Consider the following 26,968-nt stretch of genomic DNA (forward strand, 5'->3'; position numbering starts at 1 on the left):
AAATTTACAAGTGGTATAATGTCTCTTGTAAGAAGTGGAACGTTAGATATACATAATGTTATAAAGTACGGGTTATGACCGGATTTAAACGATTTAAATGATATAAAGTTCAAATCTAGAAGCCCTTCTTGTAGAGTTTTGTAGTCTTACTACTATTTATATTGGATGTTTAAATAATTTTATGAAAATACATGAATAGGTAGGTGCCAAATGTTTTTACTAATTAATATCATTGGGTTAATCGTATTTTTGGGTATAGCGGTTATATTTTCAAGGAATCGTAAAAATATTCAATGGAAATCGATACTGATTTTAGTCATCTTGAATTTGTTTTTAGCATGGTTCTTTATTTATTTTCCATGGGGAAGAAATGGAGTCAAAGGTGCGGCAAATGGGATAGCATGGGTGATAGAATCTGCGCACAAAGGAACTGGATTCGCGTTCGCTAGTTTCACTACTGGAAAGCAGATGGATATGGCTATTAGCGCGTTATTTCCTATCTTATTAGTTGTACCGTTATTTGATATTTTAATGTACTTTAATATACTTCCAAAAATTATTGGGGGTATTGGTTGGTTACTTGCTAAGATTACTCGTCAACCAAAATTTGAATCATTCTTTGGTGTGGAAATGATGTTCTTAGGAAATACTGAAGCCTTAGCAGTTTCCAATGAACAACTGAAACGCATGAATGAAATGCGTGTATTAACTTTGGCTATGATGTCGATGAGTTCCGTTTCAGGGGCTATTGTTGGTGCTTATGTTCAAATGATACCTGGCGAGCTCGTTTTGACAGCTATTCCTCTAAACATAATTAACGCGATTATCGTGTCATCTATACTGAATCCAGTATCTGTAGAGGAAAAAGAAGACGTTATTTATAGTATAAAAGATCATCAAGAAGAGCGCCAACCATTCTTCTCTTTCTTAGGAGATTCAGTTTTAGCAGCTGGTAAGCTAGTGCTTATTATCATCGCATTTGTGATTAGTTTCGTAGCGTTAGCTGATTTAATTGATCGCTTTATTCATCTAATCACTGGGTTAATTGCCCATGGTTTTGGTTGGAAAGGTAGCTTTGGATTAAATCAAATTTTAGGGGTATTTATGTATCCATTCGCTTTATTACTTGGATTGCCTTGGAATGAAGCGTGGGAAGTTGCTCAACAAATGGCTAAAAAAATTGTTACTAACGAATTTGTAGTAATGGGTGAAGTTTCTAAGCAAGTCAATTCACTTTCACCACACCATAGAGCAGTGATTTCAACATTCTTAGTATCATTTGCTAACTTCTCAACTATAGGTATGATTGTAGGTACATTAAAAGGAATTGTTGATAAGAAAACATCAGATTTTGTATCCAAATACGTACCAATGATGTTATTGGCAGGTATTTTAGTATCATTACTAACTGCAGCATTTGTTGGATTATTTGCATGGTAATTAAATTTAAGAATTTAATTTTTCTAAGCGTCTGGGACATGATTCCCTAAAAGAGTAGCAGTAAAATGATTTCTAATTAAAATCATTTTACTGCTACTTTTATATTCATTACTTCGTATAGTATGGTTTCGTGTCGCAGTGTGTCCGTCTCAATCTAGGTTTAGGACTGGGACTGCTCCTTCAGGAATCTCGTCAAAGATACTACATATTACCATGTAATTTCACATCGATATACTTTAAAATATAAGGCACTTTCCTATCATTGAATAAACTTCACTAAACTGAATTACCGAGATGCCTTATGAATAAAAAACTATAATAAGACTCAATTTACACGATTAATAAAAACTTCAGTTCTTATCTCCCTAAAAAATATTTCGCAACATGTTAGAGAAATTGTTGGAACAATCCTTTTTATTATTTAATAGGAGGCTGAAAAGCTCTTTGAAATGATAAAAACCAAGCATAGAAAGTGAGGAGACACTTCTTATACTTGGCTTTTATGGGAAATGAATATTAATGTACTTGTAACGGTAAGGACTAGGTACTGTCACAGTACTTCGAGCAAAATTTGTTTTGTTACTATAAACAACACAAAGGAGATAACTTCTCTTTCAAGAAGTTAAAATAATTATAGCAGAACTTATGTCATAAGTAAATTAAAAATTCAGAATATTTTAATTTGTTCGTCGATTGGTGTTTTATGAATAAGCAAATGCTAGTTGAGAGAGAAATAACAGTAAAAATATAATTTTTTACATTATTTAATCAATGACTTTGTTAAATATAAAAGATTTTGTTGAAGTAGTGTTGTAGAATATTACACGCTTGTGCTACCATTTTTATATTAAGAGAAAATAAAGGGGTGGTTGAATGAAAAGAACAATCAGAGATATATTATTAGTTATTGCTGGTTCATTCATTTTCTCAGCAGGAGTTAATGCTTTTATTATTTCTGGTAACTTAGGTGAGGGAGGAGTTACCGGTATAGCAATTGTATTATATTACGCATTTCATTTATCACCTGCAATTACAAACTTTGTGGTTAATGCTGTATTAATCATCATTGGCTATAAGTTTTTAAGTAAACGTAGTATGTATTTAACAGTTGTAGCAACTATTTTAATGTCTATCTTTTTAGATCTAACTGAGTCATGGCACGTGCATACAGGTAATGTGATTGTTAACGCAGTTTTTGGTGGTACGTGTGTCGGTGTGGGTATCGGAGTCATAGTATTAGCTGGAGGTACAACTGCTGGTACTGTCATATTAGCTAGAATCGTAAATAAATATTTAGATATCAGTACTCCATATGCTTTGCTTTTCTTCGATTTACTTGTGGTATTAATTTCTTTAACTCAAATTTCATTAGATAAGGCTTTAGTAACTATTATTTCTTTATATATAGGTACTAAAGTCATGGAATATGTGATCGAGGGTTTAAATACAAAGAAAGCAATGACTATTATTTCGAGTACGCCCGATGAGGTAGCTAAAGCCATTGATGAACAAGTTGGTAGAGGTTTAACAATACTCAATGGTCATGGGTATTATACACGTGAAGAAAAAGACGTGTTATATGTAGTTATCTCTAAAACTCAGGTCTCACGTGCTAAACGTATTATTAGAAATATTGATGAAAAAGCATTTTTAGTTATTCATGATGTAAGAGATGTGTATGGTAATGGTTTCTTACTAGATGAATAATATTAAATTATTTAGTGAAAAAGCGGGACAGAAAGATTTTCTGTCCCGCTTTTCATCGTTACTTTTCAAAATAAATGATTTAACCGATTAATAAAAATATCTGTTAGTCATTAAAAGCTATAGATGTTATAATAATATCTATGATAATGATTATCAATTACGATTAATAATGAAATAATAAACACGAAAAAATAAATTCAATGTTTTTACGATATAAAATGTATTATTTAGATGAAAGTAGGGGAATTATGAGTCGTTTAAACGGTGAACAAGTTAAAATTGGTTACGGTGATACTACGATTATTAATAATTTAGACGTAGAGGTCCCAGATGGTAAAGTGACTTCTATAATCGGACCTAATGGTTGTGGCAAATCTACATTGCTTAAAGCGTTATCACGCTTGTTGTCTATTAAAGAAGGTGCAATTCATTTAGATGGTAAAAGTATCCATGCTCAATCAACTAAAGAAATTGCTAAGAAGATTGCGATACTTCCGCAATCACCTGAAGTTGCTGACGGTTTAACGGTAGGTGAACTCGTATCATACGGACGTTTTCCGCATCAGAAGGGCTTTGGCCGTTTAACAGCAGAAGATAAAAAAGAAATTGATTGGGCATTATCAGTTACTGGTACTAGTGAATTCCGTCATCGTTCAATCAATGATTTAAGTGGTGGTCAAAGACAACGTGTTTGGATTGCAATGGCATTAGCACAACGTACGGATATTATATTCTTAGATGAACCTACAACTTATTTAGATATTTGTCATCAATTAGAAATACTTGAACTTGTACAGAAATTAAATAAAGAGCAAGGTTGTACGATTGTAATGGTATTGCATGATATTAACCAAGCTATTCGCTTCTCGGATCATTTAATTGCTATGAAAGATGGCAATATTGTAGCAAATGGTACAACTCAAGAAGTACTTACTAAAGATAATTTAGAAAAAGTATTCAATATCGATGTGGTATTAGATGAAGATCCTCGTACTGGTAAACCTCTACTTGTTACTTATGATTTGTTTAGTAAGACTTACTCGTAAAAGAGAAGACAAAGGATTAAAAATACAATGTTAGAAAAAAAGAAAAATGAAAACTTTAAGTTTATATCGCTTTTAATAGGGGGAGTAATAGTGCTAATACTAGCACTATTTCTTTCTATTTTATTTGGGAAAGCACATGTTGATATTCCTACTATATTTGATGCAATTTTCAATTATAACCCTAAAAATCAAAATCATAATATCATAAGTGAAATTAGAATACCTAGAGATTTAGGTGCAATTCTTGTAGGGATGGCTTTAGCTGTAGCTGGTGCTGTTATTCAAGGTGTAACTAAGAATGGGCTTGCTGATCCAAGTTTAATTGGACTAAACTCAGGTGCAACGTTTGGTTTGGCAATGACCTATGCTTTTTATCCTGAGGCACCATTTTTATTATTAATGATATCTGGATTTTTAGGTGCACTTTTAGGTGGCTTCATCGTGTTAATGATTGGGCGGTCTAGGCGTGATGGATTTAATCCTATGCGTATTATCTTAGCTGGTGCAGCTATAAGTGCGTTATTAACTGCACTAAGTCAAGGTGTCGCTCTTATATTTAGGTTAAATCAATCTCTAACTTTTTGGAGTGCTGGGGGAATATCAGGTACAACATGGGGACAACTTATAAGGAGTGGCCCAATAATTATCGTTACGCTAATTATTATTTTAGTTATTAGCAAGCAACTTACTATTTTGAATTTAGGTGAATCACTTGCTAAGGGATTAGGCCAAAATGTCTCTATGATTCGCGGACTAAGCTTAGTTTTATCAATGATACTCGCTGGCGTTGCTGTGGCAATGGTTGGACAAATTGCTTTTGTAGGCTTAATGGTACCTCACATTGTTCGCTTTATTATAGGTACAGATTATTCAAAAGTGCTCCCACTGACTGCAATATTTGGTGGTGTATTAGTATTAGTTGCTGACATGATTGCAAGACTACTAGGCGAAGCCCCGGTAGGAGCAATTATTTCGTTTATTGGCGTACCTTACTTTTTATACCTTGTTAAAAAAGGAGGACGTTCAATATGATTGATCCGAATTTAAGACGTAAACAAATCCTTACTTTTATCGTATTTGCCATATTACTATTTGCAGCATGTACTTGGAGTATTGCTTCAGGGGAATATAAAATACCTGTGCCAAATTTCTTTAAAACTCTAATTGGTCAGGGTGATGATACGGACTCGCTTATTTTAATAGATTTCCGACTTCCTCGCATGTTGATTACAATTTTAGCAGGTGCAGCGCTAAGTATGAGTGGTGCCGTTGTTCAAAGTGTTACTAAAAATCCTATAGCAGAACCTGGTATTTTAGGAATTAATGCAGGCGGGGGCTTTGCGATAGCATTATTTGTAGCAATTGGACAAGTTAAACCGGATAATTTCGTTTATGTTTTACCTATAATTAGTTTAGTTGGTGGTGTCGCTACAGCTTTAGTTATATTTATTTTTAGTGTAAATAAATATAGTGGGTTAACCCCTGCCAGCATGGTATTAATAGGTGTAGGTATGCAAACGGCATTATATGGAGGCTCTATTACCCTGATGTCAAAGTTTGATGAAGATCAATCAGAATTTATGGCAACTTGGTTTGCTGGTAATATTTGGGGAGATGATTGGACATTTGTTCTTGCATTTATTCCTTGGATGATTATTATCGTGCCATATCTGTTATTTAAATCAAATGAATTAAATATTATTAATACACATGAACATGTTGCTAAGGGGTTAGGCGTTAAAGTTGAACGTGAGAGAATAGTGTTATTTTTTGTAGCAGTTATTTTATCTTCAGTCGCTGTTGCGGTTGCTGGTGCAATTTCATTTATTGGTTTGATGGGGCCACATATAGCCAAACGTATAGTGGGCCCTAGACATCAACTTTTTTTACCAATTGCCATATTAGTTGGTGCATTTTTACTTGTTTTTTCCGATACTTTAGGAAAGGTTATTCTCCAACCGTCTGGCGTTCCTGCAGGTATAGTAGTTGCTATTATAGGGGCACCCTACTTCTTATACCTAATGTATAGAACAAAAAGTGTATAGATTAGTTAAGTGATAGGTAAAATATTAAATTTGAATATCGAGCGTATTTATATTTCTTAAAATAATGCATAATATAAAGCTTTTAAATGGATGGATTTTAGAGTGAACATTCATTTAAAGGCTTTTTTTAATATATAAGTATGAACCCTCTTATTAATTAGTAAACATGATTTGTGAACATTTTATTGAAGACACACTTAATATTAGCGATTGTCTATAAAGCTGTTTTATACTGATGATAAATTGATAAGGAGGGATTTTTTATGAAGAAATTAATAAAAGATAGACAACAGTTTTTAAGTGATATGTTAGATGGCTTAAAAGTAGCAAATCCTGAATTAGATGTAATTGAAGATACAGTTGTAGTACGAAAAGATAAAAAACAAAATGGTGTAGCACTTGTATCAGGAGGTGGAAGCGGTCATGAACCTGCACATGCTGGTTATGTCGCGCAAGGTATGCTTGATGCTGCAGTTTGTGGTGAAGTTTTTACTTCTCCAACTCCAGACAAAATTTTAGAAGCTATTAGGGCCGTTCACACTGGTGATGGTGTTTTACTCATTGTTAAAAACTATGCTGGTGATGTGATGAACTTTGAAATGGCCCAAGAAATGGCTGAAATGGAAGATATTCAAGTTGAAACAGTAATAGTTAGAGATGATATTGCGATTAGTACGCCAGAACAAAGAAGAGGTGTAGCTGGTACAGTTTTAATTCATAAGTATGCAGGCTTTTTATCTGAAAAAGGAGTACCATTAACTGAAATAAAAGAAAAAGTAGAGTTAATGATGTCTGAAATAAAAACAATTGGTATGGCTTTAACACCTCCTATGGTTCCAACCACAGGTCAATATGGGTTTGATATTGATGACAATGAAATGGAGATTGGTATCGGCATCCATGGTGAAAAAGGTTTGCATCGTGAAGCTATACAACCAGTAGATCAAATTGTTTCAACATTAGTAGAAGAATTAGATAAAGAAATATCAGGAGAAGAATTTATAGTAATGGTTAATGGTATGGGTGGCACACCACTATCTGAACTCAATATTGTAACTAAATATCTCAAAGATTTATTTGATAAGAAGCATTATGGGGTAAAACATTGGTATGTAGGTGATTTTATGACATCACTTGATATGCAAGGCTTTTCTATCACATTAGTTCCTGCTAATGAAGAGTGGTTAACAGCATTTTTAGCACCTACAACAAGTCGTTATTTTAACTCATAAAAAATAATTGTGAATAAATATACAATATAGAGGTGTTAGCTATGAATGTAGAACAAATGAAAACTCAATTATTAAGTTTAGCGGATACTTTTAAAGATAAAGAATCAGAATTGACCGATTTAGATAGATCGATAGGTGACGGTGACCATGGCGTAAACATGGAAAGAGGTTTCTCTCATTTGAAAGATAATATCGATGATAAAGATATGGCTTCATTGTTTAAATCAACTGGAATGACATTGATGTCTAACATTGGCGGAGCATCCGGACCATTATATGGCTTTAGTTTTGTCAAAATGTCTAGTGTTGTTAAGGATGAAATCGATAAGGATAACCTAAAAGTATTATTAAAAACATTTGCAGATGCAATAGCTCAAAGAGGTAAAGTTGAATTAAATGAAAAGACTATGTATGATGTTGTCGAAAGGGCAAGCGAAGCGCTACAACATGATGAAAAAGTGACCTTAGATAAATTACAAGGTTATGCTGACGATACTAAAGATATGACAGCGACGAAGGGTAGAGCTGCTTATTTTAAAGAGGATTCTAAAGGTTACATTGATCCGGGTGCACAAAGTATGGTTTATATACTTAATGCTTTAATAGGAGATGAGTAAATATGCCTACAATAGTGTTAGTAAGTCATAGTGTTGATATCGCAAACGGGACTAAACAATTGCTTGAACAAATGGTGAGTGACGTTGACGTCTTAGCATGTGGTGGCACAGATGATGGTGGTATAGGTACTTCTTTTAATAGCATCCAAGATGCAATCAATCATTTAGAAGACGATGCGTTATGCTTTTTTGATCTAGGATCTGCTGAGATGAATTTAGACATGGCAATAGAAATGTATGAAGGCGACCATCAAGTTTTAAAAGTTAATGCGCCACTCGTTGAAGGTAGTTTTACTGCGTCTGTTAAGCTGTCTACTGGTGGTAGTGTTGAAGAAGCAATTGAAGAAGTTTATCGTACGTCTTTTTCAAGTGAAAATTAACTAAAATTATGATATTATAGTTATAATTGTTAAATAAAATCTGGATAATAGGAGGACATAGCCATGCAACACCTTATAAAGAGACATGTATTGAATGGCGAATTCGAGCAGATACGACAATTAATGTCCGAAACAGATTTTATGGAATTTGAAGAGGCATATATTTCTAGCGCTCATGAAGTAGAGAGTATGATGTTTTATACATGCATTTTAGATTTAATTAGAAATGAAGAAACATCTGAATTGCATGATTTAGCATTCTTACTACTTGTTTATCCGATGAGTGAATACGAAGGTGCTTTAGATTCTGCATACTATCATGCTGAGTCTTCCATAAAACTCACTAACGGAAATGAAGTTAAAAGTTTACTACAAATGCTATTGCTTCACGCAATTCCAGAGCCTGTTATTTCTGATAAGAAAGCATTTGATGTAGCTAAACGTATTCTTAAACTTGATCCTAATAATAATGTAGCACGTAATGTGCTTAAAGACACTGCAAAACGTATGGACAACATTGTTGTCGATATTAATGAATTAAACAAACATAGAGATGCACGTTAGTTAAACGTATTTATCTCTTTATAATGCCATTAGAGTTACCACACTTTAATGGCTATTTTTATACAAATTTCCCTACTTTTATGCATTAATGTATAAGTCTAATAGGTGGGGTTGAAAATAAAAAACAGTACGTTATAATTCTCACTGTGAAAATCTAAGGAGGTAATTTTTTAAATGGGGCTGAATAAAGAAGCAATAAAAATAGGATTTGCTTATGTCGGCATCGTTGTAGGGGCAGGATTCTCAACTGGTCAAGAAGTTATGCAATTCTTTACACCTTTTGGTTTATGGTCTTATATCGGTGTTTTAATCTCAGGTTTCATTCTAGGATTTATCGGTAGACAAGTAGCTAAAATTGGTACAGCCTTCGAAGCTACCAATCATGAATCTACTTTACAATATGTATTTGGTGAGAAATTTAGTAAAGTATTTGACTATATTCTAGTCTTCTTCTTGTTTGGTATCGCTGTAACAATGATTGCCGGTTCAGGATCAACGTTTAACCAAAGCTTTCATATACCTACTTGGCTAGGCGCCTTGATCATGACAATTGTAATTTATTTAACATTATTACTAGATTTTAATAAGATTGTTAGAGCTTTAGGGATTGTTACACCATTTCTAATTATAATGGTTATCCTTATTGCAGTTTATTATTTATTTACTGGTGATATCTCAATTGCCCAAGTAAATAATACAGTACCAGAAACAAGTGCATGGAAAGGTATATTCTGGGGACTTGTATACGGAGGTCTTGCTTTTGCAGTTGGCTTTAGTACAGTCGTTGCTATTGGTGGCGATGCGTCTAAGCGTAGAGTTTCAGGTGCTGGTGCGATGTTCGGTGGCGTTATTTATACCATCTTACTTGCACTAATTAACTTTTCACTACAAACAGAATATCCAAAAATTAAAAACGCAGATATTCCTACATTAGACTTAGCCAACTCAATTAATCCATGGATTGGTTTAGTATTAACTGTTATTATGTTAGCTGTAATGTATAACACTATTTTAGGACTTTGTTATTCATTCGCGGCACGTTTTACTGAACCATATAGCAAGAAATATCATATCTTTATCATTATTATGATGATTGCAGCTTATGTTTTAAGTTTCGTAGGATTCGCAGATTTAATCAACGTGTTATATAAATTTATGGGCGTTGTTGGTATGTTTATCGTTGTAGCAGTACTAATCAAGTACTTCAAACGTAAAAATGATGACAAGAAACACATTGCATAAGTTGTCATTTCGTATACACTTTACAATTTAAAATGATTGATTTAATCTTAAAAGCAATTCATCTTTCAATTAAAAGGTGAATTGCTTTTTCTTTATTTTTCAGAAAAAGTTAATGACCTAAGTCATCTAAGATATAAATTATTGAAAGAAGTCATGATTTGAGAGGATTACCAATAATGAAAGAAAAATATAAATGGTTGTTGATAACGTTATTCATCGTCATAATCATTGCAATCGTCTTGGGTTTTCTTTTGAAAAATCACTATGATAAAGGACAGGAAAAACAACAAGGTAGAGAGCATGTTCAAATTAATAATAAGAACGTGAAATTATTTCAAAATATTTCTTATGGCGAAGGATTACCTAATAGTAAATTAGATATTATTACGCCTTCTGATATGAGTAAAGATACCAAATTGCCAGTAATTTTTTGGATGCATGGTGGTGGGTTTATAGCAGGTGATAAGCAATATAAGAATCCACTTCTGTCTAAAATAGCTGAACAAGGATATATTGTAGTAAATGTGAATTATGCGTTAGCTCCACAATATAAGTATCCAACACCGTTAGTGCAAATGAATGAGGCAGTTAAATTTATAAAGCAGAATAAACACGAACTACCCATTGATTTCAACCAAGTTGTTATTGGTGGTGATTCAGCAGGAGCTCAATTAACGAGTCAGTACGTTGCAATGCAAACTAATAAAAGTTTACGCAAAGAAATGAATTTCAAACAACAATTCAAGCCATCACAAATCAAAGCGGCTATATTCTTTGGTGGTTTCTATGATATGAAAACAGTGAAGGCAACAGAATTTCCAAGAATTCAATTATTTATGAAAAGCTATACAGGCATGAATAACTGGGAAACTAATTTTAAGAATTTATCTCAAATGTCGACGATAAATCAAGTCACTAAACAATATCCACCAACTTACTTATCAGTTGGAGATGCTGATCCATTTTATAGTCAAAATGAAGAATTCTATAAAGCACTTAAATCAGAAAATGTACCTGTAGATACGCTATTTTATGATGGAACACACCATTTACATCATCAATATCAGTTTCATATAGATAAACCAGAATCAAAAGAGAATATTAAAAAAGTATTGTTATTTTTAAGTAGAAATACTTCATCTTCCGGCGTTGAAAGTGGAGAATCAACAGATGTGAAATCCGGTAATCAAACAAATAATAGTGTATCGCTATATCCATTTGAATAATATAAAGAAGGCAAATCGTTAAGGTTAGTTTAAAGCCTAACGATTTGCCTTTAATTTTATCAATTAAATAAGGTATGAATGCATATAGTTTTTAAATACTCACTAAGAAATTTTGGTTCAGAATAAAACTCAAGTAAAAGAGTCAAATTCACAACTTATAGTTATTATTTAAAACTTGTAATATGTGGTAAAATTTAAAATAAGACTAAAAATTAATTTAATATTTTAGCCATTACGTACTCATTGAAATAACGACCATTTATAAAAAGTTTATCTTTAAGTTCACCTTCGATAGTGAAACCTGTACCTTTAAAAAGTTCAATAGCTCGCGAATTTTCAGTGACAACTGTAGCTTCTATGCGTCTAATATTATGATTAAGTGACCAAGCTTCGATTGAATTGATGAGCGCTTGACCAACACCATGTTTTTGATAATACTTTTTTACACCAAGATAGACTACAGCCTCATGTTGTGTACGTTCGAAAGTCTCTGTATTCACAAATGCGTAGCCAACGAGTTGTTCGTCACTTTCTGCTACAAAAATTGCTTTTGAAGGTGTTGTGATGTAACTTTCTAAACTTTGACTAACAGAAGCAATGCTTGGTGAATACTCACCAGGATTATAAAACGTAAAATCTGATTCATCATAAATTTTGCTTAACAAATCTATAAAGTTTTCAACGTCTTTTATACTAATCTCACGAATTACGTGGGCCATGAAAACACTCCATTTTTCAATTAAGTAAATAGTTTCCTTCATTATAGTATAGTTTAGAGTTTTATGCTTGAATCAGTGATATTTTATTAATTATTAGAAAAAGTTAAGGAGTCGATAACCATGAAGCCTAAAGTTTTGCTTGCAGGTGGAACCGGCTATATCGGTAAATATTTGAGTAGAGTAATAGAAAAAGATGCTGAGCTTTACGCATTATCTAAATATCCTAAACCTGATAAAGGATCTACAGAAGAGATTACATGGTTGAAGAGTGATATTTTTAATTATGAAAATGTAGTTCAATCTATGGCAGGCATGGATGTAGCTGTGTTTTATTTAGATCCAACTAAAAACTCTGCAAAACTAACTCAAGCAACCGCTCGTGATTTAAATTTAATAGCTGCAGATAACTTTGGTAGAGCAGCAGCAATAAATCAAATTAAAAAATTAATTTATATACCTGGAAGTCGTCACGACAATGAAACGATGGAAAGATTAGGCGCTTATGGTGCTCCTGTAGAATGTACAAATGTAGAAGTGAAACGTCCGCATATTAATGTTGAATTACAAACTTCCAAATATGATGATGTTCGTACAGCGATGAAAATGGTCCTGCCGAAAAAGTGGACTTTGAATCAACTTGTAGACTACTATAGTCAATGGTTAGATGAAACTAAAGGTACGTTTGTACATACCAAAAAAGAAGATGAAGATTATATTATTTATCGTAAAAATAGTAGAAAACCTTTAGCAATTTTTAAGAAAAAACAGACTGCCGAAGATATCATTACGTTACATCTTGTTGGTGGTAAGTTAGCCAAACCCAATCTTAAAAAGCAAGGTAAGTTAGAATTTAGACTTCTTAAAGGAACGTCTTTAGTGATGGTTCACTTATATGATTATATACCTAAATTATTCTGGCCGATTTATTACTTTATTCAAGCACCTATTCAAGGTTTACTTATGCGAGGGTTTGAGATTGATTGCAGGATTAAGCATTTTCAAGGACGTGTTCAATCAGGTGAGAAATTTAAATATACTAAATAATTTCAGGTGATTTGTTATGCAAATACTATTGGTCGAAGATGACAATACGCTATTTCAAGAATTAAAAAAAGAATTAGAGCAATGGGATTTCAACGTAGTAGGTGTGGAAGATTTTGGTAATGTAATGGACACTTTTGAGAGATTTAATCCAGAAATCGTTATTCTAGACGTTCAACTCCCTAAATATGACGGGTTTTATTGGTGTAGAAAAATGAGACAAGAATCAAATGTTCCTATCTTATTCCTCTCATCAAGAGATAATCCAATGGATCAAGTTATGAGTATGGAACTCGGTGCAGATGATTACATGCAAAAACCTTTCTATACTAATGTACTTATTGCGAAGTTACAAGCTATTTATAGACGTGTCTATGAATTTGGCGTCGAAGAGAAACGCACTTTAAATTGGCAAGATACTGTAGTGGATTTATCAAAAGATAGCATTCAAAAAGCCGACAAAACAATCTTCTTATCTAAGACAGAGATGATTATTTTAGAGATGCTTATTAATAAAAAGAATCAAATTGTGACACGAGATACGTTGATTACAGCACTATGGGATGATGAAGCGTTTGTGAGTGATAATACACTTACCGTTAACGTGAATCGCCTTAGAAAAAAATTGGCAGAAATTGGTATGGATGATGCGATAGAGACGAAAGTCGGTAAAGGATATATGGCTCATGAATAACTTTAAATGGTTTTGGTTATTTGTTAGGTCTCGGAGTAATTGGATACTATGGATTATATTTTTAAATGTAATTATGTTGGGTATCGCCTACATTGATTATGATATTTCAGTTGAGAGTGTAGGCTATATTGTTGTGCTCAATCTAGGATTAAGTGTCCTTTTCTTAATATTTACTTTCGTAAAGGAAGTCCGCTTGTCAAAGCACTTTTATAAAAACAAAGAAATAGAGGAAATCAAACATAAAGATTTAGCGGAAACGCCATTTCAACAACTAACAATTGATTACTTATATCGTCATATCACAGCACAAAAAGATCAGGTCGTTGAGCAACAATTACAAATTAATAACCATGAACAAACAATCACAGAGTTTGTACATGATATTAAAACACCTGTGACAGCAATGAAATTATTAATCGATCAAGAAACCGATGAACAACGTAAAAAAGCGTTATTATTTGAGTGGTCGAGAATTAATGAGATGTTAGATAAGCAATTATATTTAACGCGTTTAGAATCAAAGAATCGTGATATGTACTTCGATCATGTGGAGTTAAAACGTATGGTGATTGATGAAATACAATTAACACGTCATATCAGTCAAGCGAAAGGGATAGGATTCGATCTAGACTTTGAAGATGTCGATAAAGTGTTTACAGATGTGAAATGGTGCAGAATGATGATTAGACAAATTTTATCTAATTCATTGAAATATAGTGATAATACTACAATTGAATTATCAAGTTATATGAAAAATGGTCACGTTGTTCTAAAAATTAAAGACCATGGAAGAGGAATAAGTAAGAAAGACTTACCTCGTATATTCGATAGAGGATTCACATCTACTCTTAATCGAAATGAAACAGCTTCTTCGGGGATGGGGTTATATTTAGTGAATAGTGTTAAAGATCAATTGAGCATTGGCGTGAAGGTTAAGTCTGTAGTAGGCGAAGGCACTACATTTTATTTAATTTTCCCTCAACAAAATGAAATTGTAGAGCGCATGTCTAAAGTGACAAGATTGTCATTTTAAACATGCGTTTTGTTACTTACAATTATCACAATTGTAATTTTTAGTCGTTATAATATAAGTGTATAAAGTGATGATAATTTGAACTTGTTTAGCTTTGGCTGAATTAGAGAGCATAAATGTTTAAAGTAAGTCAGGAGTGATGATTTGACTATATTAGAAGTTAAACAATTGTCAAAAATATATGGAAGTAAAAATGTAGCTCAAGAAGTATTAAAAGATATTAATTTGAGTGTAGATGAAGGCGAATTCATCTCAATTATGGGACCATCTGGTTCAGGGAAGACAACATTGTTAAATGTCCTAAGCTCAATTGATTATATGACAAAAGGTTCAATTACATTGAATGGTAAACAATTAGAAAGATTATCTAATAAGCAACTTTCTGAAATAAGAAAAAAAGATATTGGTTTTATCTTCCAAGATTATAATATCCTACATACTTTAACGGTAAAAGAGAATATTATGCTACCTTTATCTGTTCAAAAAGTTGGAAAAGAAGAAATGGCTAGACGTTATAATCGAATTGTTGAAGCGTTAAATATTAGTGATATTAGTGATAAATATCCATCCGAGTTATCTGGCGGCCAACGTCAACGTACTTCTGCAGCAAGAGCATTCATTAATTTACCTTCAATTATATTTGCTGATGAACCAACAGGAGCTTTGGATTCTAAAAGTACTCAAGACCTACTCAAAAGATTGACCTATATGAATGAAAGATTTCAAACAACGATTATTATGGTTACGCATGATCCAGTTGCAGCAAGTTTCTCAAATAGAGTCGTTATGCTAAAAGATGGACAAATTTTTACTGAAATATATCAAGGTGATGATGATAAACAAACTTTTTATAAAGAAATTATCAGAACACAAAGTGTACTTGGTGGAGTAAATTATGAGTTTTAATCAGATTATCTTTAAAAACTTTAAGCAAAATATTGCGCGTTATGCCATTTATCTATTATCACTAATTATAAGCGTGGTATTATATTTTAGTTTTGTTACATTAAAATATGCTCACCATCTTCATGGAAATCAATCCTACCCGATTATTAAAGAAGGTTCTCAAGTTGGTAGTTATTTTCTTTTTATAATTATTATTGTATTTCTACTTTATGCAAATTTTTTATTTATGAAAAGACGAGGGCGTGAGCTTTCACTTTTACAAATTATAGGACTAACGCGATCAAACATAATGAGAATGATTATGCTTGAGCAATTAATGACATTTGTAATAACAGTAATTATTGGTATTGCTGTAGGTATTTTTGGTTCGAAAATACTTTTAATGATTGTGCTTCGATTACTGGGCATAAATATTAGTGTGTCTATTATTTTTAATTTTCATGCAGTGTTAGAGACTCTTTTACTCATTTTGGTAGCGTATATACTTATTATTATTCAAAGTTACATTTTTATACGTAAACGTTCGATTCATGAGCTTGCACATGATTTTACTAAAAAAGAAGTAAATGATACTAAAATTACATTGAGTGAAGTTATCTTAGGTTTACTTGGGATTATTATGATTTGTGTTGGATACTTTTTATCAACTAAATTAGTTGAAAATGTTGATTCAATTTTACAACCTTTCGTTATTCTATTTTTAACTGTTTTAGGATCATACTTTTTCTTTAGAAGTACGGTATCTTTAATTTTAAAAACTATACAATACTTTAGAAATGGCAATGTCAGTGTGACAGATGTCATGTTTACATCATCTATCATTTACCGTATCAGAAAAAATGCTTTTTCATTAACGGTGATGGCAGTTGTGTCGGCGATTACAGTTTCTGTGCTATGTTTTGCGGCTTTAAGTAGAAGTACTTTAACGAATGAAGTCTTACTAAGTTCACCTCATGACGTCACTTTGAAAAGTCAAAAGCAGGCAAATCAGTTAGCATATGAATTAAACAATCGTAACGTTGAACATTACTATAATTATAAAGAAGTTGTCTATGCTCATTTGTATAAAGATCATATGTTTACAGAAGGTATTTCAAGGCCAAGTGTGATTGCTGTAACAAGTGATAAATACATCCCTAATGTTAATATTGGTAGTGGTCAAACAGATATCATAGTCCCTAGAGGTTCAATTAAAGATGTAGTTAAAGTTGATCGTAAAGGTTCAACTCTTATAGGTACAAAAAATAATTATGTTAAAGTAAAACTCAGAAAAGCAATTAATAAAGTTTACTTTATGTCTAGTGTAGATTTAGGTGGAGCAACACTCGTGTTAAATGATGAGGATTATCAGAGATTGAGAGAACACGCTAAAGGAAAACATATTGTATCTCAATATGGGTTTGATATAAAACACAAAAAGGACTTACCTGAATTGGAGAAAATCGTCCAAAGTATTAGTAAAGATATTGAAACACGTAGTGAAGCTGCAAGTGAAATATCGAGTTTAACTGGCGTACTATTATTTGTAACATCATTCCTAGGAATAACGTTTTTAATTGCTGCTGGCTGTATTATATATATTAAACAAATTGATGAAACTGAAGATGAGTTAGAAAACTATTCTATATTGAGAAAACTTGGTTTTACGCATCAAGATATGGCAAAAGGGTTGAAGTTAAAAGTCATTTTTAATTTCGGTTTACCTTTGATTATTGCGTTATTACATGGTTATTTTGCGTCGATTGCCTACATGCATTTAATGGGTGTAACTAATCAATTACCTATATTTATTGTTATGGCTTTATATACAGGTATTTACGCAGTGTTCGCGATTATAGGCTATAATCATTCTAAGCGAACAATTAGACATTCAATTTAATTCACCTATTATAGAATAGAATATTATGATTTATGAGGCTTAGCATCACAAGACAATTTGATGCTGAGCCTTAATTTATGGATAATGGTTACTTTTTAAATCACATAGCTTAAATAAATGCATTTGGAAGTGCATGTTTAGTTACATATCAATATTGTTTAGCATCATTTTATAAATATTTGAATTTTAAGAGAGAAATCGTTAACTTTGTAATGGAGTAGAATTTAAGCGCTCTAATTAATTTTTTGATTGATTTCTAAAATTAGAATTTCGTTTTAGAATTTGATCACTAATTTAAAAATAGGACTATGAACATCTTATTCAGGAAAATATGTAAAGTTTAAGTTTCTTATTTGTTAAGAATTTGTAAATAGAATTGTAGTTATGTAAATTTTGTGCTATTTTCAAGTAGGGACAAAACGGGATATTTAAGAACATCAGCTTGTTTTAACTTTATAATTAATTTACATATTTTTTACAATAAGAGTATTGCTTACTACTTTTTTTCTGAAAATTGTAAATATGTTCCTAAACCACTTGTCTTACGGATTAAAAATTTATGAATGTGATTGGTGACAATCGCTCAAAATGGAGGATTTTGAATGTTTAGTAAGAAAAAGGATAAGTTCATGGTTCAATTAGAAGAAATGGTATTCAACCTAGATCGTGCAGCAATTGAATTCGGAAAAATGGATTTCAACACACATTTAGATTTGAAAGCTTATTCTGATAATATTAAAACGTATGAGTCACATGGTGACGAGTTGATGCACCAAGTTATTACTGACTTGAATCAAACGTTTATTACACCAATCGAACGTGAAGATATCCTATCTTTATGTAATGCAATCGACGATGTTTTAGATGCGATGGAAGAGACATCTGCTATGTTTGAAATGTATTCAATTGAATATACAGATGAATACATGGCTGAATTTGTTGAAAATATTCAAAAAGCAGTTGCTGAAATGAAGTTAGCAGTAGGATTATTAGTAGACAAAAAATTATCTCACATGCGTATTCATTCTATTAATATTAAAGAATTTGAAACAAATTGTGACGGAATCTTAAGACAGTCAATGAAACACATCTTTAACAGTGAAACAGATCCAATCACATTAATTAAAATAAAAGATATTTATCAAAGTATGGAAGAAATTGCTGATAAATGCCAAACAGTTGCTAATAACTTTGAAACTATAATTATGAAAAATAGCTAAGGGAGTCCTCATTTATGTCATATATTTTAATCGTCACGATAGCTATAGTTATATTTTCATTAGTATTTGACTTTATCAATGGTTTCCATGATACTGCCAACGCTGTAGCAACTGCTGTTTCTACAAGAGCTTTAACTCCTAGATCTGCTATTTTATTAGCAGCAGTAATGAACTTTATTGGTGCCTTAACATTTACTGGGGTAGCCGGAACAATTACAAAGGATATTGTTGATCCATTTAAATTACAACATGGTCTAGTTGTTGTTTTAGCAGCAATTATTGCAGCAATTATTTGGAACTTAGTAACTTGGTTATATGGTATTCCAAGTTCTTCATCACATGCATTAATTGGGTCAATTGCTGGTGCGGCTATAGCTTCTCAAGGTTCATTTGCAGTACTACATTATCAAGGATTCACGAAGATAATTATTGTATTAATTATTTCACCAATCATTGCATTTTGTGTTGGTTTTATTATGTATTCTATCGTGAAAGTCGTATTTAAAAACGCAAATTTAACACGTGCAAATCGTAACTTTAGATTTTTCCAAATCTTTACTGCAGCATTACAATCATTCTCACATGGTACGAACGATGCTCAGAAATCAATGGGGATTATCACTTTAGCATTAATCGTTGCGAATCTTCAGACTGGTTCAAGTGTAGAACCTCAGTTATGGGTTAAAATCGCTTGTGCAACTGCAATGGGTCTGGGTACAGCAGTAGGTGGTTGGAAAATCATCAAAACTGTTGGTGGTAACATTATGAAAATTCGTCCGGCTAACGGAGCAGCAGCAGATCTTTCTTCTGCATTAACAATTTTCGTAGCGTCATCACTACACTTCCCATTATCAACGACTCACGTTGTTTCTTCATCAATCCTAGGTGTAGGTGCTTCTAACCGCGCTAAAGGTGTAAAATGGAGTACAGCTCAACGAATGGTTATTACTTGGGTAATTACGTTACCAATTTCAGCATTATTGGCTGGCATTGTGTACTTTATCATGCATCTATTTTTAAAATAAGATATAACATAACAATATTAGATATAAAGACTTGTAACTTTAATAAGCTTATAAGTAGCAAAATACCAACAAAATCAAAGGTTTTGTTGGTATTTTTGTGTTTTGAATAATAAATTTGTGAGGGGGATTAATGTTTATACCCAGGAAATATTTAACTGAATGGTTAAATTTTTCATTATTATTAGTAATGGCGGAGTATAAATAACTACGACATATATAATAGAAGAGAATTTGGCATAAAAAAACCACTTAAGACGGGTAGATGCCTTAAGTGGTAATCAATAAATCTATTGAATTAATGAATATAAGCGTAAAGTGATACTTCTGAAGCTGGAATTGTACGATAATCAGAGTTGTATGGTCCATTAGTATAGTTCATTTCTGAGATTAGAATACTTCCGTCTCCATTAACTCGTTCAACATAAGCAACATGACCGTATGGTCCTGGAGTGCTTTGCATAATAGCACCTACAGTTGGGTTATTATCTACTTGATAACCATCATTTGCTGCGTTTGCTGCCCAATATTTAGCATCTGACCAATATGTGCTAATTGGTTTACCAGCTTGTGCACGTTTATCGAACACGTACCAAGTACATTGACCTTCAGTATATAAGTTTTGGTGGTTAAATGAAGGTGAGTTGTAATCATTTCCTGTAGATGGAGTAGCTGTACCAGCTGCACCAGCGCCTGATCCACCATTAGGTACTTTTAATGTTTGGCCAGGTGTAATTAAATAACCATTTAAATTGTTTGCTTTCATTAAAGCGTTAACTGAAACACCATATTTATTGGCGATAATGTTTAATGATTCTCCAGCTTTTACAGTGTGTGTAGAAGCTGAACCTGTGTTAGAAGAAGCGTTTGAATTAGAGCTTTGTGAAGCACTTCCACCTACATTAATAACTTGTCCAGGGAACACCATGTTATTATTTAAATTATTATTTTGTTTAATGTTTTCTACTGAAGTATTATATTTTTGAGCAATACTCCATAAAGATTCTCCTGATTTAACTTTATGCTGGGTTGAAGCTTCAGCATCATGATGTGAAAGTACTGCGGCTGCACCTGAAGCGGCTGTTACTGCAAAGGCTAACTTTTTCAAAGTGACTCCTCCTTAAATGTAATTAAATTAAATTGATTGTGTTTATTATGTAGACATTTGTCCCCACAAGTCTTAAAACATGAACCTAACTCTTTAATTACTTTTGACTATACTTTCTTATTACGTACCCAATACTAACAAAAATAATAGCCTCTGTGGGCTTTGTTATTATCTTGTAATATTGTTAACAATTTTTACGAAAAGTACATATAACCTGTATTAGTTGATTTTAAAGGATTTATAGACTTTTTTGATTAAAATTAATTCATGAAAGTTTTATAAATTGTAATAAAGTAATATTAATTATAGATAAGTTTTCGGAAACTTCTTTATATTTAGATAATACTAAGTTAAACACTTTAGAATTTTTATTGGTTATTGTAAACTTTTAGTAATTGAGAATTTTTTAGTATAAAAGGAGATTAAAAAATGTCCCAATCGACTCAAAGTGCAAACAAATCACAAAATCACTCTAAAGATAAGCACCAATCCCATGCTTACGGTAAGGTATGGCTGTTCTTTATGTACTATTGGATTATTTTTGGAATAGGTTGTTACTTCGGTCAATACTTACCTATGTCTTGGAGAAAACCTCTATCTATAGCGTTATTTGTTATTTTACTGGCTACATTATTTATAAAACGGGCGCGTAAATATGGTCTCATCATCTCGCATATATACGCTATTATTGTCGGACTACTTTCATATGCGATGTTTACTGCATATCTACAAAATTTAGGTGCAGAAGTATTTTATAAAAATATTTTACTTGCAATAGGTGCATTTATAGCGTTTGGTATTGTAGGGTATTTCTTAATTAATGACGCATCAAGTATGGGAAAATATTTATTTGTTACTTTAATAGCATTAATTATTGCTAGTTTAATAGGATTATTTATTCATAACCCTATATTCCATACTGTAATCACAGTTATTAGCTTGTTATTGTTCCTATTATATACACTTTATGATTTCAATAGGATGAAAAGAGGTCAGTTTTCACCACGAGAAATGGGCTTTAACCTATTTATCAATTTATTAAATATAATAGAAGATATACTAAGATTAGCTAATCGTTTCAAAAATTAAATCTATAATGTTTAATATTCAAGATGTGGGCGTATTTCTTCCTAATGAGAGCATTTGAGTTATTAAATGGCTTGATAATTGTTTGAGTTATGGAATTTTAACGCCACATCTTTTTTTAATGTATAATTAGATAGAACAGATACATAAAAAATAATTGATTATATATATAATTTCGCTTTTGATATAATTTTCATATTGTGTTAAATTGGCGTTTATCGAATGTGAACAATGGTTAAGTATTATTTATAGTAGGCTATTTAAAATAGGAAAAGAGGTAAAGTAATGTCACATTCCTGTTTGCATATACTTTCTAAGAACGAGTATTCAACAACAAGATGCCAAGATGGGATACTCTTATTTTGGCCAATTGAGGGAAGTATGCATCTTCAACAATTCAGAAAGCAAAGAACGATTAATAATGAATTATATATTGTTAATAATATGGATGTTTTTGGAATCAATGACAATGGAACTACATTAGAAATGTACATTTCTAGTGATTGGTTTGCAGAATTAGGATATGCATTTTTTGATTATCACTACACTGCTGAGTTGATTAAATCTACAAATGAAATTAAATATTTGATGGCTCAACTTGCATTAAATTATATTGATGGGAACACTGAAAAAGAATATGAACTTATTAATAAAATTGTTGAAATGCTTGCTCAGGAAGCGAGTATAGATAAAAAAATAGCCGAAGATCAATACATTTATGCCTTTTATGGTGACTTAAAAGATGAATTAGATTACATATACAATCATATGAGTGAAAGGTTAACTTTAAGAGATATCTCGAACCAACTCTACATATCAAAATCTAATCTGTCTTCTCAAATTCACACTCTAATGGGAATGGGGTTTAAAAAATACGTTGATACATTGAAAATTAGTAAATCTATAGAAATGTTATTAACCACGAATAAAACGATTAGTCAAATTAGTGATGCACTAGGATTTAGTAACGCCTCGACTTATTCTAAATTATTCAAGAATTATCTAAGTGTGACACCTAATGAATATCGGACTATGAAAAAATATGATAAATATAATGGTTGTACAGATGAAACGGTGCCAGAAAACAAAAAAAGGCCATTAAAAAAACTCATCCGTTCAGTTATACCTAACGATGTTTCAGATATATATGATGAAATTAGAATTGATAATTCACAAATTGTAAATGCTTCTCCTTTTTATTCAGTCATCCAAATTCATACTATTGAAGAAATGAAGTTGCTATTTTTAGAAGGACTTTATCAGAAAATGGGTTATGAAGGGTCTAATATTATCTTCTACTTTATGCCTTATTTATATGAGTATGGCAAATTATTAACACAAAATGAAAAAAATTATATTAGCCAAACTATTATTGAAAATGATTTACATATAGCTTTCAATGTTAATGAAATTGAACATATAAATGACTTAATAGAGAGTTTTAAAACAAGTCTTAAGCAATTGGACAAGAAAAATCACAATTCTAATTATGAGATTCAATTTATTTTCAATTTAAATGATAAAGATATACGTAGTATATATAGAGATATTTTAAAAATGCAGAATACACACATAAATTATACTATCGGTTTAGATATTAGTTGTATGGTTGACGATCCAGCTCAATTTAAATCTTTAGAAGCGCAAATTAAAAGACTAAAATTTGATTATCTCTATATAGACAATGCACAATTGACATCTCCTTATTTAATGGATAGTAATGAAGGTCTTCTATTGAAAAATGTTCTACAGTTGAAACACTTAAGTGTAAATTTAAATCAATTTGATTTTAGTAAAGAAAACCTCATCTTTTTAAACTTAGTTAATCATCAACTGTTAAATAATGAAGAGATTGATTTAAGTCATAGTGCACCACTCTTATATCTGTCTGTTATTAAATTAAAAGAGCATTTTTCAGGGTACGGCTTAAATTTATTTTCTCATCCAGATTTATTTAATTCTGTTCATTTATTTGATGAAAATGGTTTTAAAACAACATATGGGTTAATATTTAATGATTTAAGTTGGATGATTAATCAAAACAAAGTTAAAAATGGGTTCTATAACATTATTGATAGTAGCGATAGATATCTCCTTTATTTATATGATTGGCGAGTAATTGAAAGCGAATCAAGTATAGACAACTTTAATAATATTGATATTTACATTAATTTTTGTGAAGAAGAACTTAAAGATGAATATATATGTATGATTGTTAAAGTTGATAATGAGAGTGGGAACATTAATCATATTATTCCACCTAATTTACGGAATAAATATCAATGGTCTACTAAATTTTTAATCAAAGTAGAAGATAATTTTAGACCTAATATTGAAATTTTTGAGCATGATTTTACAGAATCGTCATTAAAGCTAAGCTTGAAGTACAATTCGGCTTATCTTGTAAAAATCTATAAAAAAAATAACAAAATAAAAAAGGCGTAACACAATTCAATTTAAATTTATTGGTAATTTTGACATATGATTAAAAACAAATGCCAAAGACAATTATCCAGATATTTAGGATAATGTTACTATACATTGTCTACATATATTTGGAGGTGCGCGTCTTGAATGAACAGAAGCTAGAAAAACTACTAGGATTTTACAAACAATATAAAGCATTATCTGAATATATAGATAAAGAATATAAGTTGACATTAAATGATCTTGCTGTACTAGACTTAGCTAGAAAGTATTGTTCAGATGAACAAATACTTATGCAATCATTTTTAAAAATAGCTATAAGTGAATTAGAATTAAGTAGAACAAAGTTACTAGTATCAATTCGAAGATTAATAGATAAAGAGAAATTAAGCAAAGTAAGATCAACTAGAGATGAAAGAAAAATTTTTCTATATATGAGTGAAGAAAACTTGGAAATATTTAATGCTTTATTTGATGACGTTGAAAACTTTTTAAATATTTAATTAAGGGTGTCGATTTATAAATATTATAAATCGACACTTTTTATGTTTATTCCATGTATACATACATAAGTATTATGCTAGATAGAGACTGATATAAATCACAAAATTTTTAGCACAAAGATGAGAGGAACTAAAAACGCATCTTTGTTTTTAATAATAATTGTAGGAAACAGAATAAATTCAGTTAAATATCACTTTAAAAATATTGATATAGCAGTAGTTTACATCTGTTTAAGAGATTTTACAAAAATTACTGCTAAATATATAATGAAGAACATAGAGTACGAAAGTGAGATGACATTATGGGACGTAAATGGAACAACATTAAAGAGAAAAAGGCCCAAAAAGATAAAAATACGAGTAGAATTTATGCCAAATTCGGCAAAGAAATATATGTAGCAGCAAAATCTGGAGAACCTAATCCAGAATCTAACCAAGCACTAAGATTAGTATTGGAACGTGCTAAAACATATTCAGTACCTAATCACATTATTGATAGAGCTATTGATAAAGCTAAAGGTGCTGGTGAGGAAAATTATGATCATTTAAGATATGAAGGCTTTGGACCAAGTGGTTCAATGTTAATTGTTGATGCCTTAACAAATAATGTGAATCGTACAGCTTCAGATGTGCGTGCAGCCTTCGGTAAAAATGGTGGAAATATGGGTGTTTCTGGTTCAGTAGCTTACATGTTTGATCATACAGCGACTTTCGGTGTAGAAGGTAAATCTGCAGATGAAATCTTAGAAACGTTAATGGAACAAGATGTTGATGTGAGAGATGTCATTGATGAAGATGGATTAACAATTGTTTATGCAGAACCTGATCAATTTGCTCAAGTACAAGATGCTTTACGTGAATCCGGTGTTGAGGACTTTAAAGTAGCAGAATTTGAAATGTTGCCTCAAACAGATATTGAGTTATCTGAAGAAGATCAAGCCACATTTGAGAAGTTAGTGGACGCACTTGAAGATTTAGAAGATGTTCAAAACGTATTCCACAATGTAGATTTAAAATAATGAAAACTTCAAAAGAGTGGATTCAAGAACTTAAATTAATAGCTCATCCTGAAGGCGGTTATTATAGAGAAACACTACGTGAAGATACGCTTAATAGAGCACCTTATAGTAGTATATATTTCCTCTTAACACATGACAATATTTCTCATTTTCACCGAATTGACGCAGATGAAGTATGGTATCATCATGCCGGAGAAACATTAACTATTCACATGATTACACCACAAGGTAAGTATCATAGTGTGAAATTAGGTCAAAATATATCCGCTGGAGATGTATTACAATATTGTGTTCCTAAAGGTACAATATTTGCATCTTCTATAGATGATAATGAGGGTTATAGCCTTGTCGGATGCATGTGTCAACCTGCCTTCGAATTTGAACATTTCGAATTGTTGAAACAAGACCAATTGTTAAAGCATTATCCCGACTTAGAAAATATTATAAGAAAATACGCTGTATTGTAATAAATGAAGCCTTTAAATGGATTTAAACTTAGTCCGTTTAAAGGTTTTTTTAATATAAATTAAACTTTTAGTGTCAAAATAAGTTTGTTAATTGGCTGAGTCAAAGAGTTTTTTAGCAACATCTACAATATATTCAAGTTCTTTCATTACTTTTCTTCAATTAAATTATTTCCTTCTTTTGTTGAGGCAAAATAACATTTAAGACTTACCACTCATTAATTAGAAAATTCTGGAAATATCTAGAGTTAATATTAAAACATAGTAACATTATCAATTTTAAGTAAATTACATCAATTTATAGTAAAATAGTTTTAATATAATTTTGAAAATAACAGTGTAAAAGTC

Annotated in this window: 25 protein-coding genes; 23 read left to right on the top strand and 2 right to left on the bottom strand. The window is 31.5% G+C overall.

Translation table 11 applies throughout. The features are described from left to right. The first annotated feature begins 210 nt into the window (after positions 1-210). The 11 genes from AC3WQX_RS00675 to AC3WQX_RS00725 all read left to right on the top strand — a co-directional run bounded on the left by AC3WQX_RS00675 (position 211) and on the right by AC3WQX_RS00725 (position 11,499). The gene (locus tag AC3WQX_RS00675) at positions 211-1,440 is read left to right on the top strand and encodes a NupC/NupG family nucleoside CNT transporter (RefSeq protein WP_002433332.1); all 1,230 of its coding nucleotides are present in this window, start codon (positions 211-213) and stop codon (positions 1,438-1,440) included. 873 nt (positions 1,441-2,313) lie between these two features. Next, on the top strand, positions 2,314-3,147 hold the full coding sequence (locus AC3WQX_RS00680) for a YitT family protein (protein WP_002433225.1): 834 nt from the start codon (positions 2,314-2,316) through the stop codon (positions 3,145-3,147). Positions 3,148-3,395: 248 nt separating this feature from the next. After that, positions 3,396-4,193 carry an ABC transporter ATP-binding protein gene (locus tag AC3WQX_RS00685; RefSeq protein ID WP_002433244.1) on the top strand — a complete coding sequence of 266 codons (798 nt, stop codon included), beginning with the start codon at positions 3,396-3,398 and terminating at the stop codon, positions 4,191-4,193. Positions 4,194-4,220: 27 nt separating this feature from the next. After that, a complete protein-coding gene (locus AC3WQX_RS00690) occupies positions 4,221-5,225 on the top strand; it encodes a FecCD family ABC transporter permease (protein WP_023350711.1) in 1,005 nt (334 codons plus the stop codon). Next, a complete protein-coding gene (locus tag AC3WQX_RS00695; protein ID WP_023350710.1) occupies positions 5,222-6,238 on the top strand; it encodes a FecCD family ABC transporter permease in 1,017 nt (338 codons plus the stop codon). Before AC3WQX_RS00690 ends, AC3WQX_RS00695 begins: the two co-directional genes overlap by 4 nt. A gap of 263 nt (positions 6,239-6,501) precedes the next feature. Then, positions 6,502-7,470: a dihydroxyacetone kinase subunit DhaK gene (gene dhaK / locus AC3WQX_RS00700; RefSeq protein WP_002433253.1), complete on the top strand. Its 969-nt coding sequence runs from the start codon at positions 6,502-6,504 to the stop codon at positions 7,468-7,470. Between the two features lie 41 nt (positions 7,471-7,511). Then, positions 7,512-8,087, top strand: coding sequence for a dihydroxyacetone kinase subunit DhaL (dhaL, locus tag AC3WQX_RS00705; RefSeq protein WP_023350709.1), 576 nt, complete (start codon positions 7,512-7,514; stop codon positions 8,085-8,087). Between the two features lie 2 nt (positions 8,088-8,089). Next, positions 8,090-8,467, top strand: coding sequence for a dihydroxyacetone kinase phosphoryl donor subunit DhaM (dhaM, locus tag AC3WQX_RS00710; RefSeq protein WP_002433105.1), 378 nt, complete (start codon positions 8,090-8,092; stop codon positions 8,465-8,467). 63 nt (positions 8,468-8,530) lie between these two features. Then, complete coding sequence (locus AC3WQX_RS00715) at positions 8,531-9,031, top strand: hypothetical protein (RefSeq protein ID WP_002433134.1); 501 nt, start codon at positions 8,531-8,533, stop codon at positions 9,029-9,031. 174 nt (positions 9,032-9,205) lie between these two features. After that, on the top strand, positions 9,206-10,273 hold the full coding sequence (locus tag AC3WQX_RS00720) for a YkvI family membrane protein (RefSeq protein ID WP_002433414.1): 1,068 nt from the start codon (positions 9,206-9,208) through the stop codon (positions 10,271-10,273). Positions 10,274-10,449: 176 nt separating this feature from the next. Beyond that, entirely contained in the window at positions 10,450-11,499 is a 1,050-nt protein-coding gene (locus AC3WQX_RS00725; RefSeq protein WP_049326447.1) for an alpha/beta hydrolase, read from the top strand. Between the two features lie 212 nt (positions 11,500-11,711). On the opposite strand, the gene AC3WQX_RS00730 is transcribed toward AC3WQX_RS00725, so the two are convergent. Then, a complete protein-coding gene (locus tag AC3WQX_RS00730; RefSeq protein WP_002433205.1) occupies positions 11,712-12,218 on the bottom strand; it encodes a GNAT family N-acetyltransferase in 507 nt (168 codons plus the stop codon). A gap of 120 nt (positions 12,219-12,338) precedes the next feature. On the opposite strand from AC3WQX_RS00730, the gene graX reads away from it, so the two are divergent. The 7 genes from graX to AC3WQX_RS00765 all read left to right on the top strand — a co-directional run bounded on the left by graX (position 12,339) and on the right by AC3WQX_RS00765 (position 20,016). Then, positions 12,339-13,262, top strand: a complete 924-nt coding sequence (graX, locus tag AC3WQX_RS00735) for an auxiliary protein GraX/ApsX (RefSeq protein ID WP_023350707.1) — start codon at positions 12,339-12,341, stop codon at positions 13,260-13,262. 16 nt (positions 13,263-13,278) lie between these two features. Beyond that, positions 13,279-13,953, top strand: coding sequence for a response regulator transcription factor GraR/ApsR (graR, locus tag AC3WQX_RS00740; protein ID WP_002433229.1), 675 nt, complete (start codon positions 13,279-13,281; stop codon positions 13,951-13,953). Further along, positions 13,946-14,986 (top strand): histidine kinase GraS/ApsS, encoded by a 1,041-nt coding sequence (gene graS, locus AC3WQX_RS00745; RefSeq protein ID WP_002469826.1) that lies wholly within the window; start codon positions 13,946-13,948, stop codon positions 14,984-14,986. Before graR ends, graS begins: the two co-directional genes overlap by 8 nt. A 144-nt stretch (positions 14,987-15,130) precedes the next feature. Then, entirely contained in the window at positions 15,131-15,892 is a 762-nt protein-coding gene (gene vraF / locus AC3WQX_RS00750) for an ABC transporter ATP-binding protein VraF (protein ID WP_002433512.1), read from the top strand. Continuing rightward, on the top strand, positions 15,882-17,771 hold the full coding sequence (locus AC3WQX_RS00755) for an FtsX-like permease family protein (protein ID WP_023350706.1): 1,890 nt from the start codon (positions 15,882-15,884) through the stop codon (positions 17,769-17,771). The genes vraF and AC3WQX_RS00755 overlap by 11 nt, the downstream gene beginning before the upstream one ends. A 602-nt stretch (positions 17,772-18,373) precedes the next feature. Further along, positions 18,374-18,991: a DUF47 domain-containing protein gene (locus tag AC3WQX_RS00760; RefSeq protein WP_002433514.1), complete on the top strand. Its 618-nt coding sequence runs from the start codon at positions 18,374-18,376 to the stop codon at positions 18,989-18,991. Positions 18,992-19,005: 14 nt separating this feature from the next. Further along, entirely contained in the window at positions 19,006-20,016 is a 1,011-nt protein-coding gene (locus tag AC3WQX_RS00765) for an inorganic phosphate transporter (protein ID WP_002433186.1), read from the top strand. A 295-nt stretch (positions 20,017-20,311) separates the two neighbouring features. On the opposite strand, the gene AC3WQX_RS00770 is transcribed toward AC3WQX_RS00765, so the two are convergent. Continuing rightward, positions 20,312-21,121, bottom strand: a complete 810-nt coding sequence (locus AC3WQX_RS00770; protein WP_002433301.1) for a LysM peptidoglycan-binding domain-containing protein — start codon at positions 21,119-21,121, stop codon at positions 20,312-20,314. A 429-nt stretch (positions 21,122-21,550) separates the two neighbouring features. Here AC3WQX_RS00770 and AC3WQX_RS00775 point away from each other — a divergent pair, with 429 nt between their 5' ends. The 5 genes from AC3WQX_RS00775 (at position 21,551) to AC3WQX_RS00795 (ending at position 26,623) form a co-directional block, all read left to right on the top strand. Next, positions 21,551-22,210, top strand: coding sequence for a Bax inhibitor-1/YccA family protein (locus AC3WQX_RS00775; protein ID WP_002433380.1), 660 nt, complete (start codon positions 21,551-21,553; stop codon positions 22,208-22,210). A 282-nt stretch (positions 22,211-22,492) separates the two neighbouring features. After that, complete coding sequence (locus tag AC3WQX_RS00780; RefSeq protein ID WP_492739692.1) at positions 22,493-24,652, top strand: helix-turn-helix transcriptional regulator; 2,160 nt, start codon at positions 22,493-22,495, stop codon at positions 24,650-24,652. Between the two features lie 125 nt (positions 24,653-24,777). After that, positions 24,778-25,137 carry a transcriptional regulator, SarA/Rot family gene (locus AC3WQX_RS00785; RefSeq protein ID WP_002433103.1) on the top strand — a complete coding sequence of 120 codons (360 nt, stop codon included), beginning with the start codon at positions 24,778-24,780 and terminating at the stop codon, positions 25,135-25,137. A gap of 302 nt (positions 25,138-25,439) precedes the next feature. Next, positions 25,440-26,156: a YebC/PmpR family DNA-binding transcriptional regulator gene (locus AC3WQX_RS00790; protein WP_002433248.1), complete on the top strand. Its 717-nt coding sequence runs from the start codon at positions 25,440-25,442 to the stop codon at positions 26,154-26,156. After that, on the top strand, positions 26,156-26,623 hold the full coding sequence (locus AC3WQX_RS00795; protein ID WP_023350703.1) for a cupin domain-containing protein: 468 nt from the start codon (positions 26,156-26,158) through the stop codon (positions 26,621-26,623). The genes AC3WQX_RS00790 and AC3WQX_RS00795 overlap by 1 nt, the downstream gene beginning before the upstream one ends. Positions 26,624-26,968 lie beyond the last annotated feature (345 nt).

The organism is Staphylococcus sp. FW104-15G4D (genome assembly GCF_058790135.1).

Excerpts from the sequence above, each read along its gene's own strand:
- AC3WQX_RS00775 (WP_002433380.1), top strand. The coding sequence starts at position 21,551 with ATGTCCCAATCGACTCAAAGTGCAAACAAATCACAAAATCACTCTAAA.
- AC3WQX_RS00760 (WP_002433514.1), top strand. The coding sequence starts at position 18,374 with ATGTTTAGTAAGAAAAAGGATAAGTTCATGGTTCAATTAGAAGAAATG.
- AC3WQX_RS00725 (WP_049326447.1), top strand. The coding sequence starts at position 10,450 with ATGAAAGAAAAATATAAATGGTTGTTGATAACGTTATTCATCGTCATA.
- AC3WQX_RS00730 (WP_002433205.1), bottom strand. The coding sequence starts at position 12,218 with ATGGCCCACGTAATTCGTGAGATTAGTATAAAAGACGTTGAAAACTTT.
- AC3WQX_RS00695 (WP_023350710.1), top strand. The coding sequence starts at position 5,222 with ATGATTGATCCGAATTTAAGACGTAAACAAATCCTTACTTTTATCGTA.
- graS (WP_002469826.1), top strand. The coding sequence starts at position 13,946 with ATGAATAACTTTAAATGGTTTTGGTTATTTGTTAGGTCTCGGAGTAAT.
- AC3WQX_RS00680 (WP_002433225.1), top strand. The coding sequence starts at position 2,314 with ATGAAAAGAACAATCAGAGATATATTATTAGTTATTGCTGGTTCATTC.
- dhaK (WP_002433253.1), top strand. The coding sequence starts at position 6,502 with ATGAAGAAATTAATAAAAGATAGACAACAGTTTTTAAGTGATATGTTA.
- AC3WQX_RS00690 (WP_023350711.1), top strand. The coding sequence starts at position 4,221 with ATGTTAGAAAAAAAGAAAAATGAAAACTTTAAGTTTATATCGCTTTTA.
- AC3WQX_RS00790 (WP_002433248.1), top strand. The coding sequence starts at position 25,440 with ATGGGACGTAAATGGAACAACATTAAAGAGAAAAAGGCCCAAAAAGAT.
- AC3WQX_RS00720 (WP_002433414.1), top strand. The coding sequence starts at position 9,206 with ATGGGGCTGAATAAAGAAGCAATAAAAATAGGATTTGCTTATGTCGGC.
- dhaL (WP_023350709.1), top strand. The coding sequence starts at position 7,512 with ATGAATGTAGAACAAATGAAAACTCAATTATTAAGTTTAGCGGATACT.
- graR (WP_002433229.1), top strand. The coding sequence starts at position 13,279 with ATGCAAATACTATTGGTCGAAGATGACAATACGCTATTTCAAGAATTA.
- AC3WQX_RS00755 (WP_023350706.1), top strand. The coding sequence starts at position 15,882 with ATGAGTTTTAATCAGATTATCTTTAAAAACTTTAAGCAAAATATTGCG.
- AC3WQX_RS00715 (WP_002433134.1), top strand. The coding sequence starts at position 8,531 with ATGCAACACCTTATAAAGAGACATGTATTGAATGGCGAATTCGAGCAG.
- AC3WQX_RS00675 (WP_002433332.1), top strand. The coding sequence starts at position 211 with ATGTTTTTACTAATTAATATCATTGGGTTAATCGTATTTTTGGGTATA.
- graX (WP_023350707.1), top strand. The coding sequence starts at position 12,339 with ATGAAGCCTAAAGTTTTGCTTGCAGGTGGAACCGGCTATATCGGTAAA.
- dhaM (WP_002433105.1), top strand. The coding sequence starts at position 8,090 with ATGCCTACAATAGTGTTAGTAAGTCATAGTGTTGATATCGCAAACGGG.
- AC3WQX_RS00795 (WP_023350703.1), top strand. The coding sequence starts at position 26,156 with ATGAAAACTTCAAAAGAGTGGATTCAAGAACTTAAATTAATAGCTCAT.
- AC3WQX_RS00685 (WP_002433244.1), top strand. The coding sequence starts at position 3,396 with ATGAGTCGTTTAAACGGTGAACAAGTTAAAATTGGTTACGGTGATACT.
- AC3WQX_RS00780 (WP_492739692.1), top strand. The coding sequence starts at position 22,493 with ATGTCACATTCCTGTTTGCATATACTTTCTAAGAACGAGTATTCAACA.
- AC3WQX_RS00765 (WP_002433186.1), top strand. The coding sequence starts at position 19,006 with ATGTCATATATTTTAATCGTCACGATAGCTATAGTTATATTTTCATTA.